The sequence below is a fragment of the Kibdelosporangium phytohabitans genome, assembly GCF_001302585.1.
In the GTDB taxonomy this organism is placed as follows: domain Bacteria; phylum Actinomycetota; class Actinomycetes; order Mycobacteriales; family Pseudonocardiaceae; genus Kibdelosporangium; species Kibdelosporangium phytohabitans.
This window is the reverse complement of sequence record NZ_CP012752.1, coordinates 6,826,675-6,849,051: the sequence shown is the minus strand read 5'-3', so window position 1 is coordinate 6,849,051 and position 22,377 is coordinate 6,826,675. Positions and strand designations below refer to the sequence as shown.

At 67.8% G+C, this 22,377-nt stretch carries 19 protein-coding genes; 12 read left to right on the top strand and 7 right to left on the bottom strand.

Annotated elements, in window-relative coordinates:
* The first annotated feature begins 67 nt into the window (after positions 1-67).
* Positions 68-1,846, top strand: a complete 1,779-nt coding sequence (locus AOZ06_RS30845; RefSeq protein ID WP_063810141.1) for a S8 family serine peptidase — start codon at positions 68-70, stop codon at positions 1,844-1,846.
* Between the two features lie 66 nt (positions 1,847-1,912).
* Here AOZ06_RS30845 and AOZ06_RS30840 read toward each other — a convergent pair whose 3' ends face one another.
* A complete protein-coding gene (locus AOZ06_RS30840) occupies positions 1,913-2,377 on the bottom strand; it encodes a ricin-type beta-trefoil lectin domain protein (RefSeq protein WP_054292610.1) in 465 nt (154 codons plus the stop codon).
* Positions 2,378-2,808: 431 nt separating this feature from the next.
* Here AOZ06_RS30840 and AOZ06_RS30835 point away from each other — a divergent pair, with 431 nt between their 5' ends.
* The 7 genes from AOZ06_RS30835 to AOZ06_RS30805 all read left to right on the top strand — a co-directional run bounded on the left by AOZ06_RS30835 (position 2,809) and on the right by AOZ06_RS30805 (position 14,266).
* A complete protein-coding gene (locus AOZ06_RS30835; RefSeq protein ID WP_236951794.1) occupies positions 2,809-9,189 on the top strand; it encodes a DUF7927 domain-containing protein in 6,381 nt (2,126 codons plus the stop codon).
* 24 nt (positions 9,190-9,213) lie between these two features.
* Positions 9,214-9,924: an aspartate/glutamate racemase family protein gene (locus AOZ06_RS30830; protein WP_054292609.1), complete on the top strand. Its 711-nt coding sequence runs from the start codon at positions 9,214-9,216 to the stop codon at positions 9,922-9,924.
* Positions 9,925-10,098: 174 nt separating this feature from the next.
* A complete protein-coding gene (locus tag AOZ06_RS30825; protein ID WP_236951793.1) occupies positions 10,099-10,923 on the top strand; it encodes an ABC transporter permease in 825 nt (274 codons plus the stop codon).
* Positions 10,924-10,947: 24 nt separating this feature from the next.
* Positions 10,948-11,961 carry a taurine ABC transporter substrate-binding protein gene (locus tag AOZ06_RS30820; RefSeq protein ID WP_054292608.1) on the top strand — a complete coding sequence of 338 codons (1,014 nt, stop codon included), beginning with the start codon at positions 10,948-10,950 and terminating at the stop codon, positions 11,959-11,961.
* Position 11,962: 1 nt separating this feature from the next.
* A complete protein-coding gene (locus tag AOZ06_RS30815; RefSeq protein WP_054292607.1) occupies positions 11,963-12,739 on the top strand; it encodes an ABC transporter ATP-binding protein in 777 nt (258 codons plus the stop codon).
* A gap of 9 nt (positions 12,740-12,748) precedes the next feature.
* Positions 12,749-13,618, top strand: coding sequence for a TauD/TfdA dioxygenase family protein (locus tag AOZ06_RS30810; protein ID WP_054292606.1), 870 nt, complete (start codon positions 12,749-12,751; stop codon positions 13,616-13,618).
* A 39-nt stretch (positions 13,619-13,657) separates the two neighbouring features.
* The gene (locus tag AOZ06_RS30805) at positions 13,658-14,266 is read left to right on the top strand and encodes a DsbA family protein (protein ID WP_054292605.1); all 609 of its coding nucleotides are present in this window, start codon (positions 13,658-13,660) and stop codon (positions 14,264-14,266) included.
* A 241-nt stretch (positions 14,267-14,507) separates the two neighbouring features.
* Here AOZ06_RS30805 and AOZ06_RS30800 read toward each other — a convergent pair whose 3' ends face one another.
* The gene (locus AOZ06_RS30800) at positions 14,508-14,957 is read right to left on the bottom strand and encodes an Lrp/AsnC family transcriptional regulator (RefSeq protein WP_054292604.1); all 450 of its coding nucleotides are present in this window, start codon (positions 14,955-14,957) and stop codon (positions 14,508-14,510) included.
* A gap of 56 nt (positions 14,958-15,013) precedes the next feature.
* Between AOZ06_RS30800 and AOZ06_RS30795 the strand changes: the two genes are divergently transcribed.
* From AOZ06_RS30795 to AOZ06_RS30785, 3 genes are all read left to right on the top strand, one after another.
* Positions 15,014-15,919, top strand: a complete 906-nt coding sequence (locus AOZ06_RS30795; protein ID WP_225952947.1) for an SMP-30/gluconolactonase/LRE family protein — start codon at positions 15,014-15,016, stop codon at positions 15,917-15,919.
* A gap of 124 nt (positions 15,920-16,043) precedes the next feature.
* On the top strand, positions 16,044-16,748 hold the full coding sequence (locus tag AOZ06_RS30790) for a class I SAM-dependent methyltransferase (protein WP_236951792.1): 705 nt from the start codon (positions 16,044-16,046) through the stop codon (positions 16,746-16,748).
* Between the two features lie 71 nt (positions 16,749-16,819).
* Positions 16,820-17,566 carry an SDR family oxidoreductase gene (locus AOZ06_RS30785; protein ID WP_054292602.1) on the top strand — a complete coding sequence of 249 codons (747 nt, stop codon included), beginning with the start codon at positions 16,820-16,822 and terminating at the stop codon, positions 17,564-17,566.
* Between the two features lie 43 nt (positions 17,567-17,609).
* Here AOZ06_RS30785 and AOZ06_RS30780 read toward each other — a convergent pair whose 3' ends face one another.
* From AOZ06_RS30780 to AOZ06_RS54760, 3 genes are all read right to left on the bottom strand, one after another.
* Positions 17,610-18,902, bottom strand: coding sequence for a M28 family metallopeptidase (locus AOZ06_RS30780; RefSeq protein ID WP_054292601.1), 1,293 nt, complete (start codon positions 18,900-18,902; stop codon positions 17,610-17,612).
* A gap of 166 nt (positions 18,903-19,068) precedes the next feature.
* Positions 19,069-20,163, bottom strand: coding sequence for a carboxylate-amine ligase (locus AOZ06_RS30775; RefSeq protein ID WP_054292600.1), 1,095 nt, complete (start codon positions 20,161-20,163; stop codon positions 19,069-19,071).
* Positions 20,123-20,662, bottom strand: coding sequence for a DUF6328 family protein (locus tag AOZ06_RS54760; protein ID WP_083472048.1), 540 nt, complete (start codon positions 20,660-20,662; stop codon positions 20,123-20,125). Before AOZ06_RS54760 ends, AOZ06_RS30775 begins: the two co-directional genes overlap by 41 nt.
* Positions 20,663-21,009: 347 nt before the next feature.
* Between AOZ06_RS54760 and AOZ06_RS30765 the strand changes: the two genes are divergently transcribed.
* Positions 21,010-21,753 carry a GAF and ANTAR domain-containing protein gene (locus AOZ06_RS30765; RefSeq protein ID WP_054292599.1) on the top strand — a complete coding sequence of 248 codons (744 nt, stop codon included), beginning with the start codon at positions 21,010-21,012 and terminating at the stop codon, positions 21,751-21,753.
* Position 21,754: 1 nt separating this feature from the next.
* Here AOZ06_RS30765 and AOZ06_RS30760 read toward each other — a convergent pair whose 3' ends face one another.
* Positions 21,755-21,934 (bottom strand): hypothetical protein, encoded by a 180-nt coding sequence (locus AOZ06_RS30760; RefSeq protein ID WP_054292598.1) that lies wholly within the window; start codon positions 21,932-21,934, stop codon positions 21,755-21,757.
* Positions 21,931-22,260 (bottom strand): hypothetical protein, encoded by a 330-nt coding sequence (locus AOZ06_RS30755; RefSeq protein ID WP_054292597.1) that lies wholly within the window; start codon positions 22,258-22,260, stop codon positions 21,931-21,933. Before AOZ06_RS30755 ends, AOZ06_RS30760 begins: the two co-directional genes overlap by 4 nt.
* Between the last annotated feature and the right edge of the window lie 117 nt (positions 22,261-22,377).

Below are 22,377 nucleotides of genomic sequence, written 5' to 3'. Positions count from 1 at the left end.
TGCACGATGGTGACACCGCAACCCGATTGCGGACCCTCCACGAAATCCCTGCATCAGGAGGAAACCCGTGTACAAGCAGCTACAAAGGACAGTGCTCGCCGGACTGGGGGTGATCGCACTGGCCACGGCCGCCGCCCCATCAGCGGCGCAGGCGGAACCAGGGCGCTCCGACTACGTCGTGGCACTGCGCAGTCAGTCCGCCGAAGTCCTGTCCGGCGCGGTCGAGCGCCACGGCGGCCAGATCAAGCACGTGTACCGGCACGCGCTGCACGGCTTCGCCGCGAGCCTGACGCCCGCCGGTGCCGACGCCCTGCGCCGTGACCCGCGTGTCGCATCGGTCGAGCCGGACGTGCTGATGCGTGTCGCAGACCAGACTCTGCCGACCGGTGTCGACCGGGCGTTCGCGCCCGAAAACCCCAACCTGAAGATCAACGGGGCCAACGACTTCGTCGCCGACGCCGACGTCGCCGTGATCGACACGGGTGTCGACGCCAAACACCCGGACCTGACCGTGGTCGCGCAGACCAGCTGCGTCAACACCAGCACCTGCACCGACAACTCCGGCACGGACGACCACGGCCACGGCAGTCATGTCGCGGGCACGATCGGAGCCCGCGACGACGGCAACGGCGTGGTCGGCATCGCGCCGGGCACACGGATCTGGTCGGCGAAGGTGCTCGACTCGGGCGGCAGCGGTCAGCTGTCCGGTGTCGTGGCCGGCGTCGACTGGGTGGCCCGGCACGCCGACGAGATCGAGGTCGCGAACATGAGCCTCGGCTGTGAGAACTGCGCCACCGACGCCCTCAACCAGGCGATCGCCAACGCGGTCGGCAAGGGCGTGGTGTTCGTCGTCGCGGCGGGCAACAACCACAAGGACGCCCGGACGTTCTCACCCGCCAACCACCCCGACGTGGTCACCGTGTCGGCGCTGGCGGACTTCAACGGCGCGGCGGGCGGCGGCGCCGCGTCGACGTGCCGCGCCGACCAGGACGACACCCTGGCCGACTTCAGCAACTTCGGCCCGTCGGTGGAGATCGCCGCGCCGGGCACCTGCATCCTGTCCACGTACAAGAACGGCGGCTACCAGACCTTCAGCGGCACGTCGATGGCGTCACCGCACGTCGCGGGAGCGGCGGCGTTGCTCACCGTCAGCGGCAACCGCCCCACCAACCGCGACGGCGTGATGGCCATCCGGCAACGCCTGGTCGACACGGGCAACACCAACTGGCGTGACGACTCCGGCGACGGCATCACCGAGCCGCTGCTGGACGTCAGCTCCGCCCAGGACTACCCGGCAGGCCCGGCCGACCCGGGCCGTCCCACAGCCGCGTTCACCGGCAGCTGCTCCAACGACAACACCACGTGCTCCTTCGACGCCGGCGCGACCAAGGACCCCGACGGCACGATCACGCGCTACGCGTGGGAATTCGGCGACGGTACCACCGGCACAGGCAGGACCGCGTCACACACCTACACCACGGCGGCCTTCTACAGCGTCCGGTTGACCGTGACCGACAACGACGGCAAGACCAACACCACCCGTCGCATGGTCAAGGCCGGTGACCTGCCGCCGACGGCGTCGTTCACCTCACGCTGCCAGAAGGGCACCTGCTCGTTCGACGGCAGCGCGTCCACCGACCAGGAAGGCTCGGTCAGCGGCTACGCCTGGGCGTTCGGTGACGGCACCACCGGCACAGGACGGACCGTGTCGCACACGTACCCGAACGTCGCCAAGACGTACACCGTGACCCTCACGGTCGCCGACAACAAGAACCAGAAGGGCAGTGCCAGCCACGAGGTCCGCTGCCACAAGCACATCAACGAACCGCTCTGCTTCGCCTTCTGACCAGCCACCGAGGCGGACGCGGCCTGGCCTGCCACAGGCCAGGCCGCACTCCAGCTGCTCAGAGGATCACGGTTCGTTGAGGTACCACTGCTGCTTGGCGTCACCCGCGTCGCAGTCGCGCAACCGCAGTGGCGCGTTCAGGCCCCTGTATTCGGCGCAGGTGCGGAACTCCGTGTTCACGATCTGACGCGAGTTGCCGCTGCCGCGCCGCGTCCACTTCTGCCCGGGGTCGTCGTTGTCACAGGCACGCCCTTTGATCTTGTCCCGGTCGACCGCGGTGGCGCACCTGCCGGTGCCGATGTTGCGCAAGGTGTCGTGGTCGAAGTCGTACACCCACCTCTGCAGGTTCGAACCGTAGTACTCACTGCCGAGGACCGACGTCGTGTCGGACGGGTCCTGCGTCCACACGTCCTCGGACCCGTTCGCGCTTTCGATCACCCAGGTCGTCTCGTCGGCGCTCGCGGCCGGGGTGAACCCGGCGAACGACACCAGCGCGAGCGCTGCGACGGTCAAGATCCCGCGATGTTTCATGGTTCCTCTTCCCTGGTGTGGAGCGGGTGGTCGACGCGGCCCCTGGCGTGCACCAACCGCCGGTTCGGCAACAGTGCGCTCCCGCGACCAAGTAGAGACCCTCACCGGGGCGCGCGAAACCCCGGCAACTCCAAAAAACTCGTTGCCACGCTTGCAGGTTGCCGACGGCCGCCTGATTCACGTGGAGTAGGCGCCGTGGCGTCTCATCGAATGACGCCGCTTACTCCACCCGGAGCGTCTCCTGTGGACAAACCTCGACTTTGTCACCCGTTCGGGGGTTTTTCCGGCGTTTGCGAGCCTTTCCCCGGAACACGCCGCGTCCCGGTTGGCGCGGATGATCACAGCGCCGCAAGATGCCTTGCAGCGGGACTCGCTGTGCGCCGTCTGCCTTGGCGGGCACGTGGTCGGCGAGCGGAGCAGCGGGAGGCGGCGTGCCGGTGTGGTCACGGTTCTGTCCACGATGGATCGAACGGCAGCAGTGGGACCGGCTCGTCGCGCTGGTCACCGCGATCGCCATGGTCCTGCTCGCCGGCGCGCCGGGCACGGCGTCCGCCCAGCCGCGGGGTGCGGGGACTGAGCGGCCGATCGGACCGCAGCCGGTCTACTCCGGACTGGCCCACGGCGGCGTCACCATGGCGGCGAACTCGGTTGTGACGTGCGGTCCCGGCGTGGCCTGCGACCCGTCGGCGAGCAACGCGAGCCCGGTGTCCTGGATCAAGGTGGACCCCGCCGCGCCCGGCAACACCGCGTCCGCCTCGCGGCTGAACCTCCCGGCTGGCGCCAAAGTGCTCAACGCGCGCCTCTACTGGCAGTTCAACCCGGTCAGCACCACGGCACCGTCGAACTCCGGCAACGGCCAGGCCGGCAACCAGGTGTCGGTGAAAGCGCCGGGATCCGGCAGCTACCAACGGATCACGGCGGACACCTACGACTGGTTCGACGCGACAGGCAATGGCAGCTTCCCGACCTTGTACGCCTACGGCGCGGCGGCGGACGTCACGAACCTGGTGACCAAGGCGGGCGTCGGTGACTACACGGTCGCCGACATCCAGGCCTGCCAGGGCCAGTCGGTCAGCGGCACGAACCTGGGCTGCTGGGGCGGCTGGTCGCTGGTGGTGGCGTACGAACTGGCCAGCGAACCGCTGCGCTACCTCCAGGTGTGGGACGGCCTGCAACGAGTGGCGGGCGGCGGGAGCCCGGTCAGCGCCACGATCGCGTTGAGCGGCATCAAGGCGCCGACCTCGCGACAGCCCAACGTGACCCTCGGCATCGTCGCGGGCGACGGCGACGCCCCGATCACCGGTGACTACCTCCAGGTCGGCCCGAACGCGTCCGGCCTGCGGGACGTCGCACTGCCCGCGCCCGCCGGAGTGGTCACCAACAACGCCTTCAGCAGCCGGATCGACGAGGTGTCGGCCAACGGGTCCGGTTCGAACGTGACCACCCGCAACCCGAATCCGGTGAACAACGTCGGGTACGACTCGCGCGTCATCGACATCACCGGCAAGGTCCCCGCGGGCGCCTCCACGATGCAGGTCAAGATCGGCACGATCGGCGACGCGATCTACCCGCAGGTGGTCTGGCTGGTCACCGACGCGCTCGAGCCCGACCTGCAGATCACCAAGGCCAACAACCCGGTCGGCAACACCACCGACAAGCCGCCCGGTTACGTCACCAAGGGCAGCGAGGTCACCTACACCTTCGACGTCGCCAACAAGCACGCCGACGGATCCACGACCGACCTGGACACCGCCACCAATGTGGTGCTGACCGACACCCTGCCAACCGGGGTGACGTACGTCGCGGGCTCGAACCCGAACTGCTCGGCATCCGGCCAGGTGGTCACGTGCCGGCTCCGCGACCTGGACCCCGGCCAGTCGCAACAGGTCTCGTTCAAGGTCATGGTCGGCGCGACCGTGCCGGACGGCACGAAACTGGACAACACCGGCAAGCTCGACTTCCGCGGCAAGGACACCGGACGCGAACAGCAACGGACCTCGAACACGGTCCGCAACACCGTCGCGTCGCCCGGATACCAGCTGACGAAGACGGTCGACAAAGCCGAAGCGGTCCCGGGTGACGTGCTGACCTACACCGTGACTTTGCGCAACACGGGTGTCATCCCGGTGCCCGCGTTGACAGTGCGGGACGTGCTGCCGCCTGGCACGACGTACGTGTCCGCCGAGACATCGAAGGGGACACCGGCCGGTAGGGGACCGATCGACTGGGCCGTGGACGGCCTGGCGCTGCGGGAAACCGCCACGATGACCGTGCGGGTACGGGTCGAGGAAGCCGCGATCGGCAAGGACCTGATCAACCGTGCCACCGTGCCGGTCGGTCCGCCGCCTGTCGTCCCGCCGGACAACCGGTGCCCCGACGACCCCGCCGCGGCCTGTGCCACCACCAAGGTGCCGCCGCCCGCGTACACGGTGAAGAAGAAGGCGGACAAGCAATCCGTGAACCCCGGCGATGTCGTCCGCTACACGGTGACCGTCACCAACACAGGCAAGGTGACCGCCAGCGGCCTCAAGGTCGTCGACGACCTGACCGGCGTGCTGGACGACGCGGACTACGCGAACGACGCCGCCGCCAACGTGGGCAGTGTGTCGTACACCGCTCCGAAGGTGACGTGGACGGGTTCGCTGGCCGCGGGCCAGAGCACGGACATCACGTATTCGGTGAAGGTCAAGAGCCCGAACCCGGGTGACAACCGGTTGACCAACGTGGTCACCTCGGACACCCCGGGCGGCAACTGCCCGCCGGGGTCGAGGGATCCGGCGTGCGGCACGACCACTCCCGTTTCCGGGCTGTTGATCAAGAAGGCCGTCGACAAGTCGTCGGCGAACCCCGGTGATGTCGTGAAGTACACGGTGACGGTTCAGAACACCGGCCAGACCCCGTACACCGGGGCGACCTTCACCGATGACCTGTCCAAGGTGCTCGACGACGCGGATTACCAGAACGACGGCGCAGCGTCAGTTGGTTCGGTGTCGTACGCGGCTCCTCGGTTGAAGTGGACCGGTGATCTGGCGGTCGGTGGGACAGCGACGGTCACCTACTCGGTGAGAATCAAGAGCCCCAACCCGGGCGACAACCGGTTGACCAACGTGGTCACGTCCGACACCCCAGGCGGGAACTGCCCGCCGAAGTCGACAGACCCGAACTGCACCACGACCACCCCTGTGTCCGGCCTGGAGATCAAGAAGACGGTCGACAAGTCGTCGGCGAACCCCGGTGATGTCGTGAAGTACACGGTGACGGTTCGCAACACGGGCCAGACCCCGTACACCGGGGCGACCTTCACCGACGACCTGACCAAGGTTCTCGACGACGCCGTGTATTCGAACGACGCCGCGGCGACGGCAGGCACAGTGTCCTACGTGGAGCCGAAGCTGACGTGGCTGGGTGACATCGGCGTCGGTCAGACCGTCACGGTCACCTATTCGGTGAAGGTCAAGTCTCCGAACACCGGTGACAACAAGCTGACCAACGTGGTCAGTTCGGACACCCCGGGCGGGAGCTGCCCACCGGGTTCGGCCGACGCGGAATGCACCACCACGACCCCTGTGTCCGGCCTGGAAATCGCCAAGACCGTGGACAGGGCGTCGGTGAATCCTGGTGATGTCGTGAAGTACACGGTGACGGTCCGTAACACGGGTCGGACTCCGTACACGGGTGCGACTTTCACCGATGACCTGTCGAAGGTTCTGGATGACGCGGTCTATCAGAACGATGGTGCTGCGTCGGTTGGTTCGGTGTCGTACGCGGCGCCGAAGTTGACGTGGACCGGTGATCTCGCTGTCGGTGGGACTGCGACGGTGACGTACTCGGTGAAGGTGAAGTCTCCGAACACCGGTGACAACAAGCTGATCAACGCGATCACGTCGGACACGCCGGGCGGGAACTGCCCGCCGGGTTCGACGGATCCGAAGTGCGGCACGACGACACCCGTGTCCGGCTTGGAGATCGTCAAGACGGCGGACAGGTCTTCGGCGAATCCCGGTGATGTCGTGAAGTACACGGTGACCGTTCGCAACACCGGCCAGACTCCGTACACGGGTGCGGCTTTCACCGACGACCTGACCAAGGTTCTGGATGACGCGGACTACCAGAACGACGGTGCCGCCACCGTCGGCTCGGTGTCGTACGCGGCGCCGAAACTGACCTGGACCGGTGACCTCGCTGTCGGTGGGACTGCGACGGTGACGTACTCGGTGAAGGTGAAGTCTCCGAACACCGGTGACAACAGGCTGATCAACGCGATCACGTCCGACACGCCAGGCGGCAATTGCCCGCCCGGTTCGACCGACCCCAAGTGCGGCACGACGACACCGGTCTCCGGCCTGGAGATCGTCAAGACGGCGGACAAGTCGTCGGCGAACCCCGGTGATGTCGTGAAGTACACGGTGACCGTCCGCAACACCGGCCAGACCCCTTACATGGGCGCGGGTTTCACCGACGACCTCACCAACGTGCTCGATGACGCCGACTACCAGGACGATGCCGCCGCCACCGTCGGCGACGTCACCTACGCCGCGCCGAAGCTGACGTGGTCCGGGCCGCTGAGGGCCGGTGAACAGGCGACGATCACCTACTCGGTGAAGGTCAAGAACCCCAACCCCGGCGACAAGAAACTCACCAACGTCGTCACGTCCGGCAATCCGGGCGGGAACTGCCCGCCCGGTTCGACGGATCCGAAGTGCGGCACGACGACACCGGTCTCCGGCTTGGAGATCGTCAAGACGGCGGACAAGTCGTCGGTGAATCCTGGTGATGTCGTGAAGTACACGGTGACGGTCCGTAACACGGGTCGGACTCCGTACACGGGTGCGACTTTCACCGATGACCTGACCAAGGTCTTGGATGATGCGGTCTATCAGAACGATGGTGCTGCGTCGGTTGGTTCGGTGTCGTACGCGGCGCCGAAGCTGACGTGGACCGGTGATCTCGCTGTCGGCGGGACTGCGACGGTGACGTACTCGGTGAAGGTCAAGAACCCCAACCCGGGTGACAACAAGCTGACCAACGCGATCACGTCGGACACGCCGGGCGGGAACTGCCCGCCGGGGTCGACGGATCCGAAGTGCGGCACGACGACACCCGTGTCCGGTCTGCTGATCAAGAAGACCGTCGACAAGAAGACGGTCGAACCCGGCGACACCGTGCGGTACACCATCACCGTCACCAACACCGGGCAGACGCCACAGGACAACGCGTCGTTCACCGACGACATGACCAAGGTCCTCGACGACGCCGACTACGCGGGCGACGCCACAGCCACGATCGGCAACGTCACGTACGCCGCGCCGAACCTGACGTGGACCGGGTCGCTCGGCATCGGCCAGGAATCGACGATCACCTACACGGTGAAGGTCAAGAACCCCAACCCCGGCGACAAGAAACTCACCAACGTCGTCACGTCTGACACCCCCGGCAACAACTGCCCGCCGGGGTCGACCGACCCGAACTGCTCGGCCGACGTTCCCGCCAAGGAACTCACCGTGCGCAAGAAAGCCGACAAGTCCTCGGCGAACCCGGGCGACGTCGTCACGTACACCGTCACCGTCACCAACACAGGCAAGGTCGACCTGGTCGGTGACCAGGCCGCGCGCGTGACAGACGACCTGACCGAGGTCCTGGACGACGCTGAGTACCAGAACGACGCCAAGGCCACGCCGATCGCCGGTGGCTTCACCTTCACCACACCGCAGCTGGTGTGGACGGGTGACCTGCCGGTCGGCCAGTCCACGACGTTGACGTACTCGGTGAAGGTGCGTGACCCGGCGACCGGTGACCGTGAGCTGCGCAACGGCGTCAGCACCAACACACCGGGTACGTGCCCGCCGATGTCGGACGACCCCGACTGCACGACGGTCACGCCGATATCCGGCATGGACCTGGCGAAGAAGGCGGACAAGGCGACAGCCAGCCCAGGTGATGTCGTGAAGTACACGGTCACCGTCCGCAACACCGGCAAGACGAAGCTGACCGGTGCCACGTTCACCGACGACCTGACCAAGGTCCTCGACGACGCCGAGTACCAGAAGGACGGCGCCGCCACGACCGGCACGGTGACGTACGCACAACCGAAGCTGACCTGGACAGGTGACCTGGACATCGGGCAGACGGCGACGGTCACCTACAGCGTCAAGGTCCGCAACCCGGCCACAGGCGACGGCAAGCTGGCCAACGTGATCACCTCGGACACCCCAGGAGGCAACTGCCCACCGGAGTCCAAGGACCCGAAGTGCACGACGACAACCCCGCTCGCGAGCCTGAAGATCAAGAAGACGGTCGACAAGACGGCGGCCAAACCGGGCGAGGCCGTGACGTACACCGTGACGGTCACGAACACGGGCCAGGCCACCATCGACCGCGCGACCTTCACCGACGACCTGGCCGGTGTCCTCGACGACGCGACCTTCGACGGTGACGCGAAAGCCACCACCGGCACAGTCACCTACACGGCGCCGGACCTCACCTGGGCAGGCAAGCTCGCACCAGGCGAGACGGCGACGGTCACCTACGGCGTGACCGTCAAGTCGCCGCCGACGGGAGACCGCCGCCTTCGCAACGTCGTCACCTCCGACACCCCAGGAGGCAACTGCCCGCCAGGGTCGACCGACCCGGCCTGCGGTACGGACACCCAGGTGCCTCCGGTACCGCCCGTGCCGCCGACACCGCCGGTGAAGCCGCGCCCGCCGCTGGCCGAAACAGGGTCACCCGTCGCCCTGATGTCCTTGGTAGCGCTCGGACTGCTCGCGCTCGGCACGGTGCTGATCGCACGGACCGGTCGCCGGGCGAGGAGGTAGCCCGCTCTTTGGCGGGTGGCGCCCATGGAGAACCGTCAGCGCGTGATCGGTCTGCTGGGTGGCATGAGCTGGGAGAGCAGCGCGGAGTACTACCGGCTGCTCAACGAGCTCACGAAGGAACGGCTCGGCGGGTTGCGTTCAGCCCACTGCGTTCTGCGTTCGCTCGACTTCGCCGAAGTCGAGCGAACGCAGGTCGAGGGGCGCTGGGACGACGCCGGTCGCCTGCTCGCCGAAGCCGCGCAAGCACTGGAGAAAGCCGGCGCGGAGCTGTTGCTGTTGTGCACCAACACGATGCACAAGGTGGCGGATGTTGTGCAGGCCGGTGTCGGGATCCCGTTGGTGCATCTCGGCGACGCCACCGCTGAGGCCGTGATCCGGCGAGGTCTGACCACGGCCGGGCTGCTCGGGACGGGCTTCACCATGGAACAGGACTTCTACCGCGACCGCCTTGCCAGGCACGGCCTCGAGGTTCTCGTTCCGCCTGCCGAGGACCGCGCGCAGGTGCACCGGATCATCTACGACGAGCTCTGCCTCGGCGTCGTGCGGGAGGAATCCCGGCAGATCTACCGCGAGGTGATCGGCCGCTTGGTCGAAGCGGGCGCGGGGGGAGTGATACTGGGCTGCACGGAGATCGAGCTGCTGGTCTCGGCCGAGGACAGTCCCGTCCCGGTCTTCCCCACCACGCGCCTGCACGTCGAGGCGGCCATCGCCCGTTCCCTGTCCACAACAGACTAGACGCGGCAGGTGCGCCCCCGGTCACGGGCGCGAAACCTCCGCGCGGTGATGGCCGGTTCCACAGTGTGGATGGCCTGGTAGCAGACAGTCGCGCTCGCGCAAGGGGTTTTCGGGAACAATCCACATGGCGGGAGGCACTGGTCACGGGATGGGCACGGCGTCCATTCTCGGGGCGTGTCCCTCCTCGCCGCTCGCACCAGGCCGCCGGGCGCCCGGCGGGCCGGGCAGACTCTGCTGGTCCGGCTGGCCGCGGTGCTGGTGCTGCTCGCGGTGTGGGAGGTCCTCGCGCTGGCGGAGATCTGGCCGCCCGCGATCCTGCCGGGTCCCGGCCAGGTGTGGCAGCAGTTGCTGTCCACATCGGATGCGTCGAACGGGCAGGGCGGGTACGCCGGGTCGACACTGGCCGAGCGGGTCGGGGTGAGCCTGCGGCGGGTCGGTTACGGCTCCGCGTACGGCATCCTCATCGGCGTCGTCCTCGGGCTCGCCATGGGACTGATCCCGGTGGTCAGGGCGGTCACAGAACCCGCGGTGACGTTCCTGCGCGCGCTGCCGCCGTTGGCGTACCTCAGTTTGCTGGTGATCTGGTTCGGCATCGACGAGGAACCCAAGGTCTACCTGCTGATGATCGCAGCCTTCCCGCCGGTCGCCGTCGCATCGGCCGCGGCTGTCAGCGGCGTCAACCGGCAGTACGTCGAGGCCGCGCAGGCACTGGGCGCGAGCAGGTTAGAGGTGCTCACGTCGGTGATCCTGCCCGCGTCCGCGCCGGAGATCATCACCGGCATCCGGCTGGCCGTCGGTATCGCGTACAGCTCGGTCGTGGCCGCTGAGACGGTCAACGGCGCCGACGGCATCGGCGGCATGGTGCTCAACGCACAGCGCTACAACCAGACCTCTGTCGTGATCCTCGGTCTGTTCGTCATCGGCCTGACCGGGCTGATCATCGATTCACTGATCGTCGCGGCCCAACGCGCGCTGTCACCGTGGCGAGGCCGGGCATGACCACCACTTCTCCAGGAGCTCCCGATGCCTGTGTCCCGCAGGAACGTGCTGTCGCTGTTGGCCGCCGCGCCGGTGCTGGCCGCGTGCGGAGTCGGCGGATCGTCCGGTTCGCAGGCCAGCAGGACCGTCCGGATCGCGTACCAGAACTTCGCTGACAGCACCTTGCTGCTCAAGGACCAGCGGACGCTGGAGACCGCGCTGCCCGGCCACACGATCACGTGGACCGCGTTCGACTCGGGCGCGAGCATCAACACCGCGTTCCTCGGCAAGTCCATCGACCTCGCGGTGATCGGCAGCAGCCCGGCCGCGGCCGGGCTGTGCCCGCCGCTGACCATCCCGTACCGGGTGATCGAGCTGCTCAACGTGATCGGGGACAGCGAGGCGCTCGTCGTCCGCAAGGCCACCGGCATCACCAGGATCGCCGACCTGACCGGGCGCAAGGTCGCGGCGCCGTTCGGCTCCACCGCGCACTACAGCCTGCTCGCCGCGCTCCAGCAGGCAGGTGTCGACCCCGGCACCGTGACGCTGATCGACCTCGAACCCCAGAACATCCAGGCCGCGTGGCAGCGCGGCGACATCGACGGCGCGTACGTGTGGACGCCGGTGTTGAGCGTGCTGCAACGTGACGCGGTGACGCTGACCGACAGCGCGAAACTCGCGTCGGCGGGCAAACCGACGTTGACGTTCACGGTCGCCGGCAAGGAGTTCGCCGACAACAACCCGGACGTGCTCGGCAAGTGGCTGACTGCCACGAACGGCGCGATCAAGCAGATCAAGTCCGACCCCGCCGTGGTGGCCGCGGCGGTCAGCAGGCAGATCGGCAGCAGCACGGACGACGCGTTGACGCAGCTGAAGCAGAACATCTACCTCGACCACGAGCAGCAGCGCGCCCCGGAGTACTTCGGCACGCCACAAGCACCGGGCAAACTGGCGCTCCAGTTGCGGGCCACCGCGGAGTTCCTGGCCCAGCAGAAGAAGGTCGAGTCGGTGCCGGACGTGGCCGCGTTCCAGGCTGCCCTGCGCGTCCCGGGGGCCTGACATGACTCTGGCGGACCTGACCGGCGCGGAGCACGGCTACCGGACGAAAGCCGGTGCGGTGCCCGCGCTCGGACCGTTGGATCTGCACGTGGCCGAGGGCGAGTTCCTCGTCGTGGTCGGCCCTTCCGGCTCGGGCAAGAGCACGTTGCTGCGGCTGCTGGCCGGGTTCGAGCACCCCACCACCGGGGAGGTCCGGCTGCTCGGCCACCCGCCGGTGCCGGGACGTGACGTCGGCGTGGTGTTCCAGCAGCCCCGGTTGTTCCCGTGGCGGACTGTCAGCGGCAACGTCACGGCGGCACTGCGCTGGGCGAACGTGCCCAAGAACGACCGGCCCGCGCACACCGCCCGGCTGCTGGCCTCGGTCGGCCTCGGGGAACTCGGCGAGCGCCGGACCTGGGAGATCTCCGGTGGCCAGCAGCAACGCGTGGCGATCGCGCGTGCGCTGGCGGCCCGGCCCCGGCTGCTGCTGATGGACGAGCCGTTCGCCGCACTGGACGCGTTGACGAGGGAGCGGCTCCAGGAAGACGTCCGCGCGTTGTCCGATGAGGACGGCAAAAGCGTGGTGTTCGTGACGCACAGCGTGGACGAGGCGGTGTTCCTGGCCAGCCGTGTCGTCGTGCTCAGTGACCGGCCGGGCCGGGTCGCGCTGGACCTGCCGATCGACCTGCCCCGCAGCGGGGTGTCAGCCGACGACCTGCGTGGTTCGGCGCAGTTCGCGGCACTGCGCGGTGAAGTCGCGGCCGCGGTTCGCGCGACGGTTCGTGCGACGGTCTCGTGAGGAGATGACATGCCCATCACGGTCAACCCACTGACGATCGCCATCGGCGCCGAGGTGTCCGGAGTGGACCTCGGTGGGCCGTTGCCGCCCGCGGCGGTCGCGACGATCCGGGAAGCGTTGCTGGATCGCAAGGTCCTGGTGTTCCGCGATCAGGTCCTCACCCCGGCCGCGCACCGGGCTTTCGCCGCGGCGCTGGGGGAGTTGACGCCCGCGCACCCCGTGGTCCCGGGGCTGGACGCGGACCACCCGGAGATCTACGTGCTCGACAGCGGTGACGGCGGCAAGTCCCCGGTGTGGCACACCGACGTGACGTTCATGAGGAACCCACCGCTGGGTTCGGTTCTGCGCGCGGTGTCGTTGCCGCCCACCGGCGGCGACACGCTCTGGACCAACCTCGAGGCCGCGTACCTCGCGTTGTCGGCACCGGTTCGTGAACTGGCTGACCAGTTGGACGCGGTGCACGACGGACGCAAGGACTTCGAGGAGTACCTGAACACCCGGCTGTCCGGTGAGGGCAACACGTGGGAAGGCGAACAGGTGCGCTCGCTCGATCCCGTCGTGCACCCGGTGGTCCGCGTGCACCCGGAGACCGGCAGGCGGAGCTTGTTCGTCAGCCCAGGGTTCACGACCCGTCTGCTCGGCGTGTCCGAACGGGAAAGCCGGGCGTTGCTGGACCTGTTCTTCGACGCGATCGGCAGGCCCGAATACAGCGTCCGGCACCGGTGGCACCCGGGTGACGTCGTGGTCTGGGACAACCGGAGCACGGCTCACTACGCCGTGGACGACTACGGTGACCAGCACCGCGTCATGCACCGCATCACCATTCGCGGCGACCAGCCAGTCGGTCCACGTCGTGAGAGCGCGGTTCTCGTGCCATGAGACGGGGAATTCCGCCGAGACGCGACTCGTTGGTCGACCATGGCCGTTGAGTTCGCTGTCACCTGGGACTACCGCTGCCCCTTCGCCCGCAACGCCCACGAGCACATCCTGACCGGACTGGCAGCGGGAGCGGACTGGGATGTCCGATTCCTGCCCTACTCCCTGGGACAAGGGCACGTGGAGGAAGGGCAGCCCAGCGTCTGGGACCGTCCCGATCTGGACAGGGGAATCCTTGCGCTGCGAGTAGGTGTGGTGGTTCGCGACGAGTACCCTGAGCTTTTCCCTGCGGTGCACCGGGCGTTGTTCGAGGCTCGGCACGACGAGGGTTTGCACCTGGAGGAGCGGGCGGTGATCGAGAAAGTTCTTGCCGTTCGTGGTGTTCCGGCGGCTGAGGTGCTGGCGCGAGTGGACACCGGTGAGCCGCTGGAGATCGTTCGCGCTGAGCACGAGCAGTTCGTCGGGTCTCACAAGGTTTGGGGTGTTCCGACTTTCATCGCTGGTCAGCAAGCCGTTTTCGTTCGGTTGATGAATCGGGCTCGTTCTGGGGCTGATTCCGGGGTTTCCGTTCGGTCCGTTGAACGGATCTTCGATCTTCTTACCGGGTGGGTTGATCTCAACGAGTTCAAGCACACTTCTGTTTCTCGTTGATCTTTTCACGGAACAAGCTTTCCCCTCACCGGGGGTTGACCTCTGGACAGGAGCACCCCCGAAGCCCTTCTCCGCGCTTGCGCGCTTGCCGCTCGGGTGCTTTGCGTATGTGTGCTTGTCGTTGTGGGCTGGTTCCCGTGCTTGCGCGCAGCCGACCTTGGCCACCTCTGCATCTGCGCCCGTACCTGCGCGTGAGTCGTTGCGGCGTTGACTGCTTTGGTTGTGCGCCAACGATGTTGGTTCAGTTCTGCAGTGTTCTGACCGGGCGCTCGAAGAACGTCTCCAGGACGATGGTCGTCTGCGTGCCCGTCACCCCGTCTATCGCGTACAGGCGGCGTAGCGACGCCTGCAGTTCCTCCGTCGTCTCTGTCCGGACTTTCACCAGGAGTGTGGCCGGGCCTGCGATGACGTGTGCCTCGACCACTTCCGGCAGGGCCTCCAGAGCTGCCTTCGTCTCCGCGTCGCCCATCCACGCGTTGGCCTCGACCAGCACATATGCCGCGACGCCACGGCCGATGGCTGCCGGGTCCACGTCCACTGTCGTGCGTCGGATGATGCCCTGTTCGCGTAGTTTTCGAACGCGTTCGTGCGCTGCTCCTGCTGACAGGCCGATTGCCTGCCCTAGCGCCGCATAGGCTTGGGTGGCGTCTCGCTGCAGTTCGGCGAGTAGTTGCCGATCCAGGTCATCCACGGCTTGACGGTAGCAGGTTCGGCGGCGCACCCTGTTTGTCGAATGTCATTCGATGGATGTGGGGAACGGTGGATCAGGTTAGGGCTCAGTTCGTTGTGCTGGACGAGCGGTTCGCTGGGGCCGGCGGTGACCAGTGGATGCGGCGGCTGTTCACCGGCTGCCGGTGGACCGAGGGGCCGGTCTACTTCCCGGCCGGGCGGTACCTCCTGTTCAGCGATATCCCGAACGACCGCATGCTGCGCTGGGACGAGACGACCGGTGAGGTCGGTGTGTTCCGTCAGCCTTCGCGGTACGCCAACGGCCACACGCGTGATCGGGCGGGACGGTTGATCAGTTGCGAGCACGGGCATCGGCGTGTCACGCGTACCGAGCACGATGGCAGTCTGACCGTTGTCGCCGACCGCTTCCAGGGGCGCAGGCTCAACAGTCCCAACGATGTGGTCGAGCGGTCCGACGGCTCGATTTGGTTCACTGACCCGAGTTACGGCATCGACAGCGACTATGAGGGGTACCGCGCCGACAGTGAGATCGGTGCCTGTCATGTCTATCGGGTCGGGGTCGATGGTGATGTGCGGATCGCCGCCGATGACTTCGAACGGCCCAACGGGCTGGCGTTCTCCGTGGACGAGCGCAAGCTCTACATCGCCGACACGCGGCAGAACCCCAGTCATATCCGGGTTTTCGACGTGGCCGACGACGGCACGCTCGCCGGCGGCGACGTGTTCGGCACGTGTGACAGCGGGGCCTTCGACGGGGTTCGGGTGGACGCGGCCGGGCGGGTCTGGGCGGCGGCGCACGACGGCCTGCACTGCTTCGCCCCCGACGGCACGCTCATCGGCAAGCTTCTCCTGCCGGAGATCTGCTCGAACCTGGCGTTCGGCGGAGCGCGTCTCAACGAGCTGTTCATCACGGCGTCCAGTTCGGTGTACACACTGCGGGTCAACTTCAGCGGCGCCCGTTGAGGTGACAGGGGGATAGCCCCCACTGGCTACCCGCACGATCGACCGGGGGTGCTCCGGCTGTGCGTGCGGGCTGCACCGGACGACGGTTAAGCAGGTCAGAACCGCCGTTCCCGGGAGCAGCCTCGTGTCTCATGTGGAAGTCCATGACCTCACCGCCGACACCGTCGTGCGGATGTACGAAAAGCACCTCGACGCGCTCATCCGTGTGCGTGCCGAGCAACGCGAACTCCACGACGGCGGCATGCGGGCCCAGTTGGACGACATCGAGGCCGAGCTGACCTACCTCCGGCTGAGGGAAAGCACTCCGCGGACGGTCGTCGAGGTCGGTTCGCTGCACGGCTGGTCCACCACGTGGATCCTGCGCGCCTTGCGGGACAACGGGTTCGGTCGCCTCGCCACGTTCGACATCGTGGACGGGGCGCGGCGCGACGTGCCGGCGGGCCTCGCCGACGGCCGCTGGACGTTCGTGCGGGGAGACGTGCGCGACACCGTCGGCGCGGTCCCCGGTGACATCGACTACCTGTTCGTCGACGCCGCGCACACCGCTCGTTTCGCCCGGTGGTACCTCGCGGAGCTGTTCACGCGGCTGCGCCCGGGAACGCCGGTGAGCGTGCACGACGTGTTCCACCACGCCCGTCCGCTGCCGTTCAGCGAAGGCGCCGTGGTGCTGAAATGGCTGGCTGACCAGGGCATCACGTCGTTCACCGCGGCCAGGGCCGCCGCCGCGGACGTCTACGAGCGCATCACGCGGACCCGGGTTCGCCTCGGCATCGCCGAGCCTGTGCACCGCGGCACGGCCAATCCGATGATCTTCTTCCGGACGCGTTGACGCGACCTGTCACAGATCCGGGTGCTGTCTTGTCCTAGCTGCTGACCGGCCCGTACACGAAAGGGACAGACATGAAGATCGTCGTCATCGGCGGCACCGGACTGATCGGCACGAAACTGGTGGGCAGGCTCGGTGACCACGGACACGAGGCCGTGCCCGCCGCGCCGTCGACCGGCGTGAACACCCTCACCGGCGAAGGCGTGCAGGAGGTGCTGAAGGGCGCGGACGTCCTGGTGGACGTGTCGAACTCGCCGTCGTTCGCGGACGAGGACGTACTCGAGTTCTTCCGCACCGCCACCGGCAACCTCATCGAAGGCGCCAAGGACGCGGGCGTCGGCCACTACGTCGCGCTGACGGTGGTCGGCACGCACCGGCACCCGGAGATCGGCTACTTCCGCGGCAAGGTGGCCCAGGAAGACCTGATCATCGCGTCCGGCTTGCCGTACTCGCTGGTGCACGCCACCCAGTTCATGGAGTTCGCCGCCGGGATCGCCGACACCTCGACCAAGGACGGCAAGGTCCACCTGCCCAGTGCGGGGACGCAGCCGATCGCGGCGGACGACGTCGCCGCCGCGGTCGGCCGCACGGCGGCGAGCACGCCGCTCGACGGCAGGCTGGAAGTGGCCGGGCCGGACGTGCTCGGGCTCGACGAGTGGGTCCGCACCGTGCTGACCGCGCGCCGGGACCCGCGCGAGGTCGTCACCGACGAGCAGGCCACGTACTTCGGTGCCGTGCTCAGCCACGACACGTTGCTGCCCGAGCCGGGCGCCCAGCTCGGCGAGACCGGCCTCACCGAGTGGATCGCGCGGTCTCGCTGACCGGAAAGGCGGGAACCACCATGGTTCCCGCCTTCGGTCACGGTCAGAACTGCAGGTTCCAGCTGTTGACCCGGCCCACGTCCGCTGACGCCGCGTCACGGACACGCAGCTTCCACGTGCCGTTGGCGACTTCGCTGGACGCGTTGACGGTGAACGTCCCGACCAGGTCGTCTGCGCTTGCGCCCGCCCGGTTGTGGATGTTGTACGCCGTGCCGTCGGGAGCGAGGACGTCGACGACGAGGTCACCGCGATAGGTGTGCGTGATGTTCACGCCCACGCTCAGCGTGCTGGGCGCGTTGCCCGGCACACCGCTCACCGTGATCGGGCTTTCCACAGTGGACACGTCGGGGATGGTGACCGGGGTTGTGTTCTCGAACCGCGGTCCCGGCGGTGTGCCCGTACCCGACAACGACCAGATGGCCGTGGCGATCGCGTCGCTGTTGCGGTCCAGTGCGGTCGCGTGGATGTTCGACGTGGTGTCGCAGGACCGGTGGTAGCAGCGGTCGAAGGCCACTCCGCTGGTGCCGCCCCACTTCTGGGCCTGCGCCGCGGTCATGGTCACCTCCGCCCCGGTGAACAGCCCGCCCGTCGGGATGCCCGCCCGCGCGAACGCCGCGTGGTCGGACCGGCCGCCGACCGACGTCAGCTCGGTGGGCACGCCGATGGTCGTGAAGTGTGCCTCCAGCGCGCGTTGCAGCTCGATCGAGCCGGTGGGCTGGCCGCTGCTGCTGTAGACGAAGTAGCCGGGGTTGGGGGAGCCGATCATGTCGAAGTTCAGGTAGCCCTTGATCTTCGTCCGCTCGGCGGCGGGGAGGTTGTTGACGTAGTACGTCGAGCCGACGAGGCCGAGTTCCTCGGCGCCCCACCAGCCGAACCGCAGGTGCTTCTGCGGCTGGAAGTTCGTGCGGGCCACGGTCAGCGCGACCTCGAGCAGCCCGGCCGAGCCCGATCCGTTGTCGTTGATCCCCGGCCCGGCCGAGACGCTGTCGAGGTGGCCACCGGCCATCAGCACGGCGTTCGGGTCGCCGCCCGGCCAGTCCGCGATCAGGTTCCACCCGGTCGCCCCGCTGGAGGTGAACGGCTGCAGGCTGGTGGTGTACCCGGCCGCGTTCAACTGGGCCTGGACGTAGTCGATGGACGCGCGGTAGCCGGGACGGCCGTGCGCCCGGTTGCCGCCGTTGTCGGTCGCGATGGTCTGCAGCTGGTTGAGGTGCGTCTGCACGTTCGCCAGCGAGATGTCAGGCGCCGCATCGGCCGACGGTAACGCTGTCGCGTTCGGACCGGCCAGCAGACCGCCCGCGGCGAGCACGAGCGCGAGCAGGGATCTTGTACGCATGGGAGGGTGCCTCCAGCGGAGTGGGCAGGGATGACCTTGTGAGCTTCCCTGGCGCGCACGGCCGGACGTAGGTCCGTTTGGACCCTGTTATTGCCATTTGCGCATGTTTCCCAGTGGAGACGGGGCTGGTCGGCCTGACGCGGGCCCCGGCCTGTTCGACGCGTTCCTATGCGGACGGATCCACGACGAGCATGCCGACCACGTCCAACGGGTCACCTGTGCGCACGAGGGTCCGCAGCTGGCGGTCGGCTCCGCCGCCCGTGCGGTGCAGCCTGCTGACGAGGTCCTCGGCGAACTCCAGGTCGTCGTTCTCCCGCAGGGCGGGCTTGAGCAGGTTCAGCAGCTCGGTCAACGCGGTGTACGAGGCGATCGGCATGTCCTGCGTGGGACACGGGCACTGGCCCGCGAGGCCGTCGCGGGCGGCCCGCCACAGCTGGGCGCGCAGCACGTCGTTGGGCAGGTCCGGCGGCGGCTGGCTGGTGTTGAGCGCGGTGTGCGTGAGCCCGCGGATGAGCACCGCGAGCAGGACGGCTTCCTCCGGCGTCGCGGCGACGTCGCTGATCCGGAACTCCAGCGTCGGCTGGTGCTCGGACAACCTGATGTCCCAGTAGACCATCCCTCGGTCGAGGATGGCGCCCGACCGGAGGCAGCCGTCCACAACGGACTCGTAGTGGTCGGGGGACGAGAACACCGGCGGCGGCCCGGCCGACGGCCACTGGGACCACTTCCGGTAGCGCCAGCTGCGGTAGCGCGTGTCGGCGCCCGCCTCGATCGGCGAGTTCGCGGTCAGCGCGAGCAGCATCGGCAGCCACGGCCGGACGTGGTTGAGCACGTGGATGCCGGTCGCGGCGTCCGGGATCCCGACGTGCACGTGGCAGCCGCAGGTGGTGACGTGCTGGATCATGGTGCCGAAGTGGTGGGCCATCCGCTGGTAACGCGGGTTGGGGGTGATGGCGGGCGGGTCGTCCTCCGCGATCAGCGCCGTGCCGCTCGGCAGCAGCCGCAGGTCACGGCGTGCGCCGACCACGGCGAGTTCGGTGCGCAGGGAGCGCAGTTGTCCCAGCAGCTCGTCACGGTCGACGCAGACGCCGGTGGCGAGCTCCGCCTGGGATCGGGTGAGTTCCGTCTGCAGCTCCCCGTCCTGGTCGTCGGCGGCGGCGACGACGGTGGCCGCGTGTACCGACAGGTGACCGCGGCGGTCGACGACGAAGAACTCCTCTTCAACGCCCAAGGTCAGCTGGTCGCTCGTCTGGCTGTTCACTCGGTGTCCCGTCGCTGTGATGACGCAGTGGTGCCGGTCGGTCAGCACGTATCCGTTCCCGCAACGGAAGAAGCAACCACAGGGTGCTGAAGCCGACCGCGGCGGCGACCCCGAGCGCGATCGCGCCCCACCCGCCGAGCACCATCTCGCCGATCAGCAGGACGGTTCCGGTGATCGCCACGGCGAGGCACACCAGGCCGCTGACCGCCATCTTGTTGGCGACCCGGATGATCCTCTCCCGTTTGCCGTGCCGGAACAGCACGCGGTGCCACGCGGCGGGTGCCGTCATCAGCGCCGTCGCCGCCGTGGCGAACAGGACGGTGATGAAGTGGGTCGTCCTGACGTAGTCGTCGACCTCCTGGTAGCGCTCGGTGAACACAATGGACAACAGGAAGCCGAACAAGATCTGGACGCCCGCCTGCGCGACGCGCAGCTCCTGCAGCAGTTCGTTGAGGTTGCGGGCTAATCGCTTGTTGTCCGAGTCCTCGGCGTCGCTCATGGGACTGGATACCCGGCTCCCGATGGGGCCAACCGCGCGGCCGGCCGGACCGCAATACCGACAAATTCCGTCAGTGCGGCTCCGCCGGCCCGCTGTTGGACCGGCGAAGCCTCGATCCTTTACGCCCACGTGGTGCACACGGATCTGTGATGGGAGTTTCCACGATCGCCTCGGCCAAACCCGGATGTGCGGACCCGTGCTGATCACCCGGCCCCAGGTGCGGGTAGGATACCGACGGTTTCGTTGAGCAGTCAGCGGCCCCGTTCGTGGTGGCGTTTTTAGGCTGCTTTTCCGCGTATGCGGTAAAGGCAGTGAATGGAGCCGGCTGACTGGTGGGTGATATTCGCATGGCTGCGTTGCTTGACGAAGTCAGATCGGCGATGGCCGATCTCATCGAAACCCTTGAGAACGCGTCGGACAGCGCGGAGGTGCTCAACGCGATCTGCGCCGAGGCGGTGCGCGTCGTACCGGGTGCGGACATGGCCAGCATAACCGCGATCGACAGTGGCGGCGCGCGGACCGCGGCATATTCCGACGAGCGGGCGTTCACCGTCGACCAGGCGCAGTACGCGGCGGGGGACGGGCCGTGCCTGCGGGCGGCGGCGACGGGGGAGACCGTGCGGCTGTCGCTGGAGAACGCCAGTGAACTGTGGCCGGACTTCACCGCGAGTGCCAAACAGGTCGGAGTCGGGAGTTATCTGGCCGCGCCGTTCCGGGTCGATCCGGATCTGTCCGGTGCGATCAACCTTTTCGGGTTCGACAACCACGGTTTCGCGGAAACCGACTCGACGCTGCTGGAGCTGTACGTCACGGTGGTGACCTTCGGCCTGCGCACGGTCCGCCGATACCAGCAGGTCCGCGAGCTGGCCGACCACCTCGAGGCCGCCATGCGGTCACGCGCGGTGATCGAGCAGGCCAAGGGAATCCTGATGGCCACGCACAAGATCAGCGCGGACGAGGCGATCCGGCGGCTGATCACCTACTCGCAGGGCACGAACACGAAGCTGCGGCTCGTGGCGGTCGACTTCGTCCGCAAGGCGTCCGCGCCGACGGGGACCACGCCGACCGTGCAGGGCCAGCGGCTGGAGTGACTCAGTCGGGTCGCCGGCGCTGGCCGAGGTCCATACCGCCGTCACCCTCGGGGACGGATTCGTTTTCGGATCCCTCCGGATTGTCCTCGTCGGCGAAGGTCGGCTTGGTGTGCTCGCTGGCGAAGTCGGCGTCCTCTTCCATGCTCGCCGCCGTGTTCGCGTCGATCTCCGGCCCGGTCACCGGCCGAGCGCCTTCTGCAGTTCCGCCTTGGACATGCTCGACCGCCCCTTGACGTTGCGCTTCCTGGCCTCGTTGTACAACTGATCCTTGGTCGGGCCCTTGGGGCCCTTGCGGCCGGACCGCTGACCGCCGCGGCTCTGCGGCGACTTGTCGTTCACCGACGACTTGCTCGCCGTGCGGGATTCGCCGGATTGCGCCCGGTTCTTGTTGACCACGCGCGCCGCGATTTCCTCGGCCCGGTCGTTGCTCGCGCCACGGTCCTTGGCTGACGACTTGATGTGCTTGTACTGGCGTTCGCGCTTGTTGCTCCACGCCTGCTGCGGCATTTCGTCCCTCCCTTTTGGTCTTTTCCGCCTTCGGAGTACCCACTGGGGACGCCGTCATGCGTCGCGTCGTGCCGGTGCCGCCGCCATGTCCAGCGCGGGCCGGAAGTCCTCTTCCGG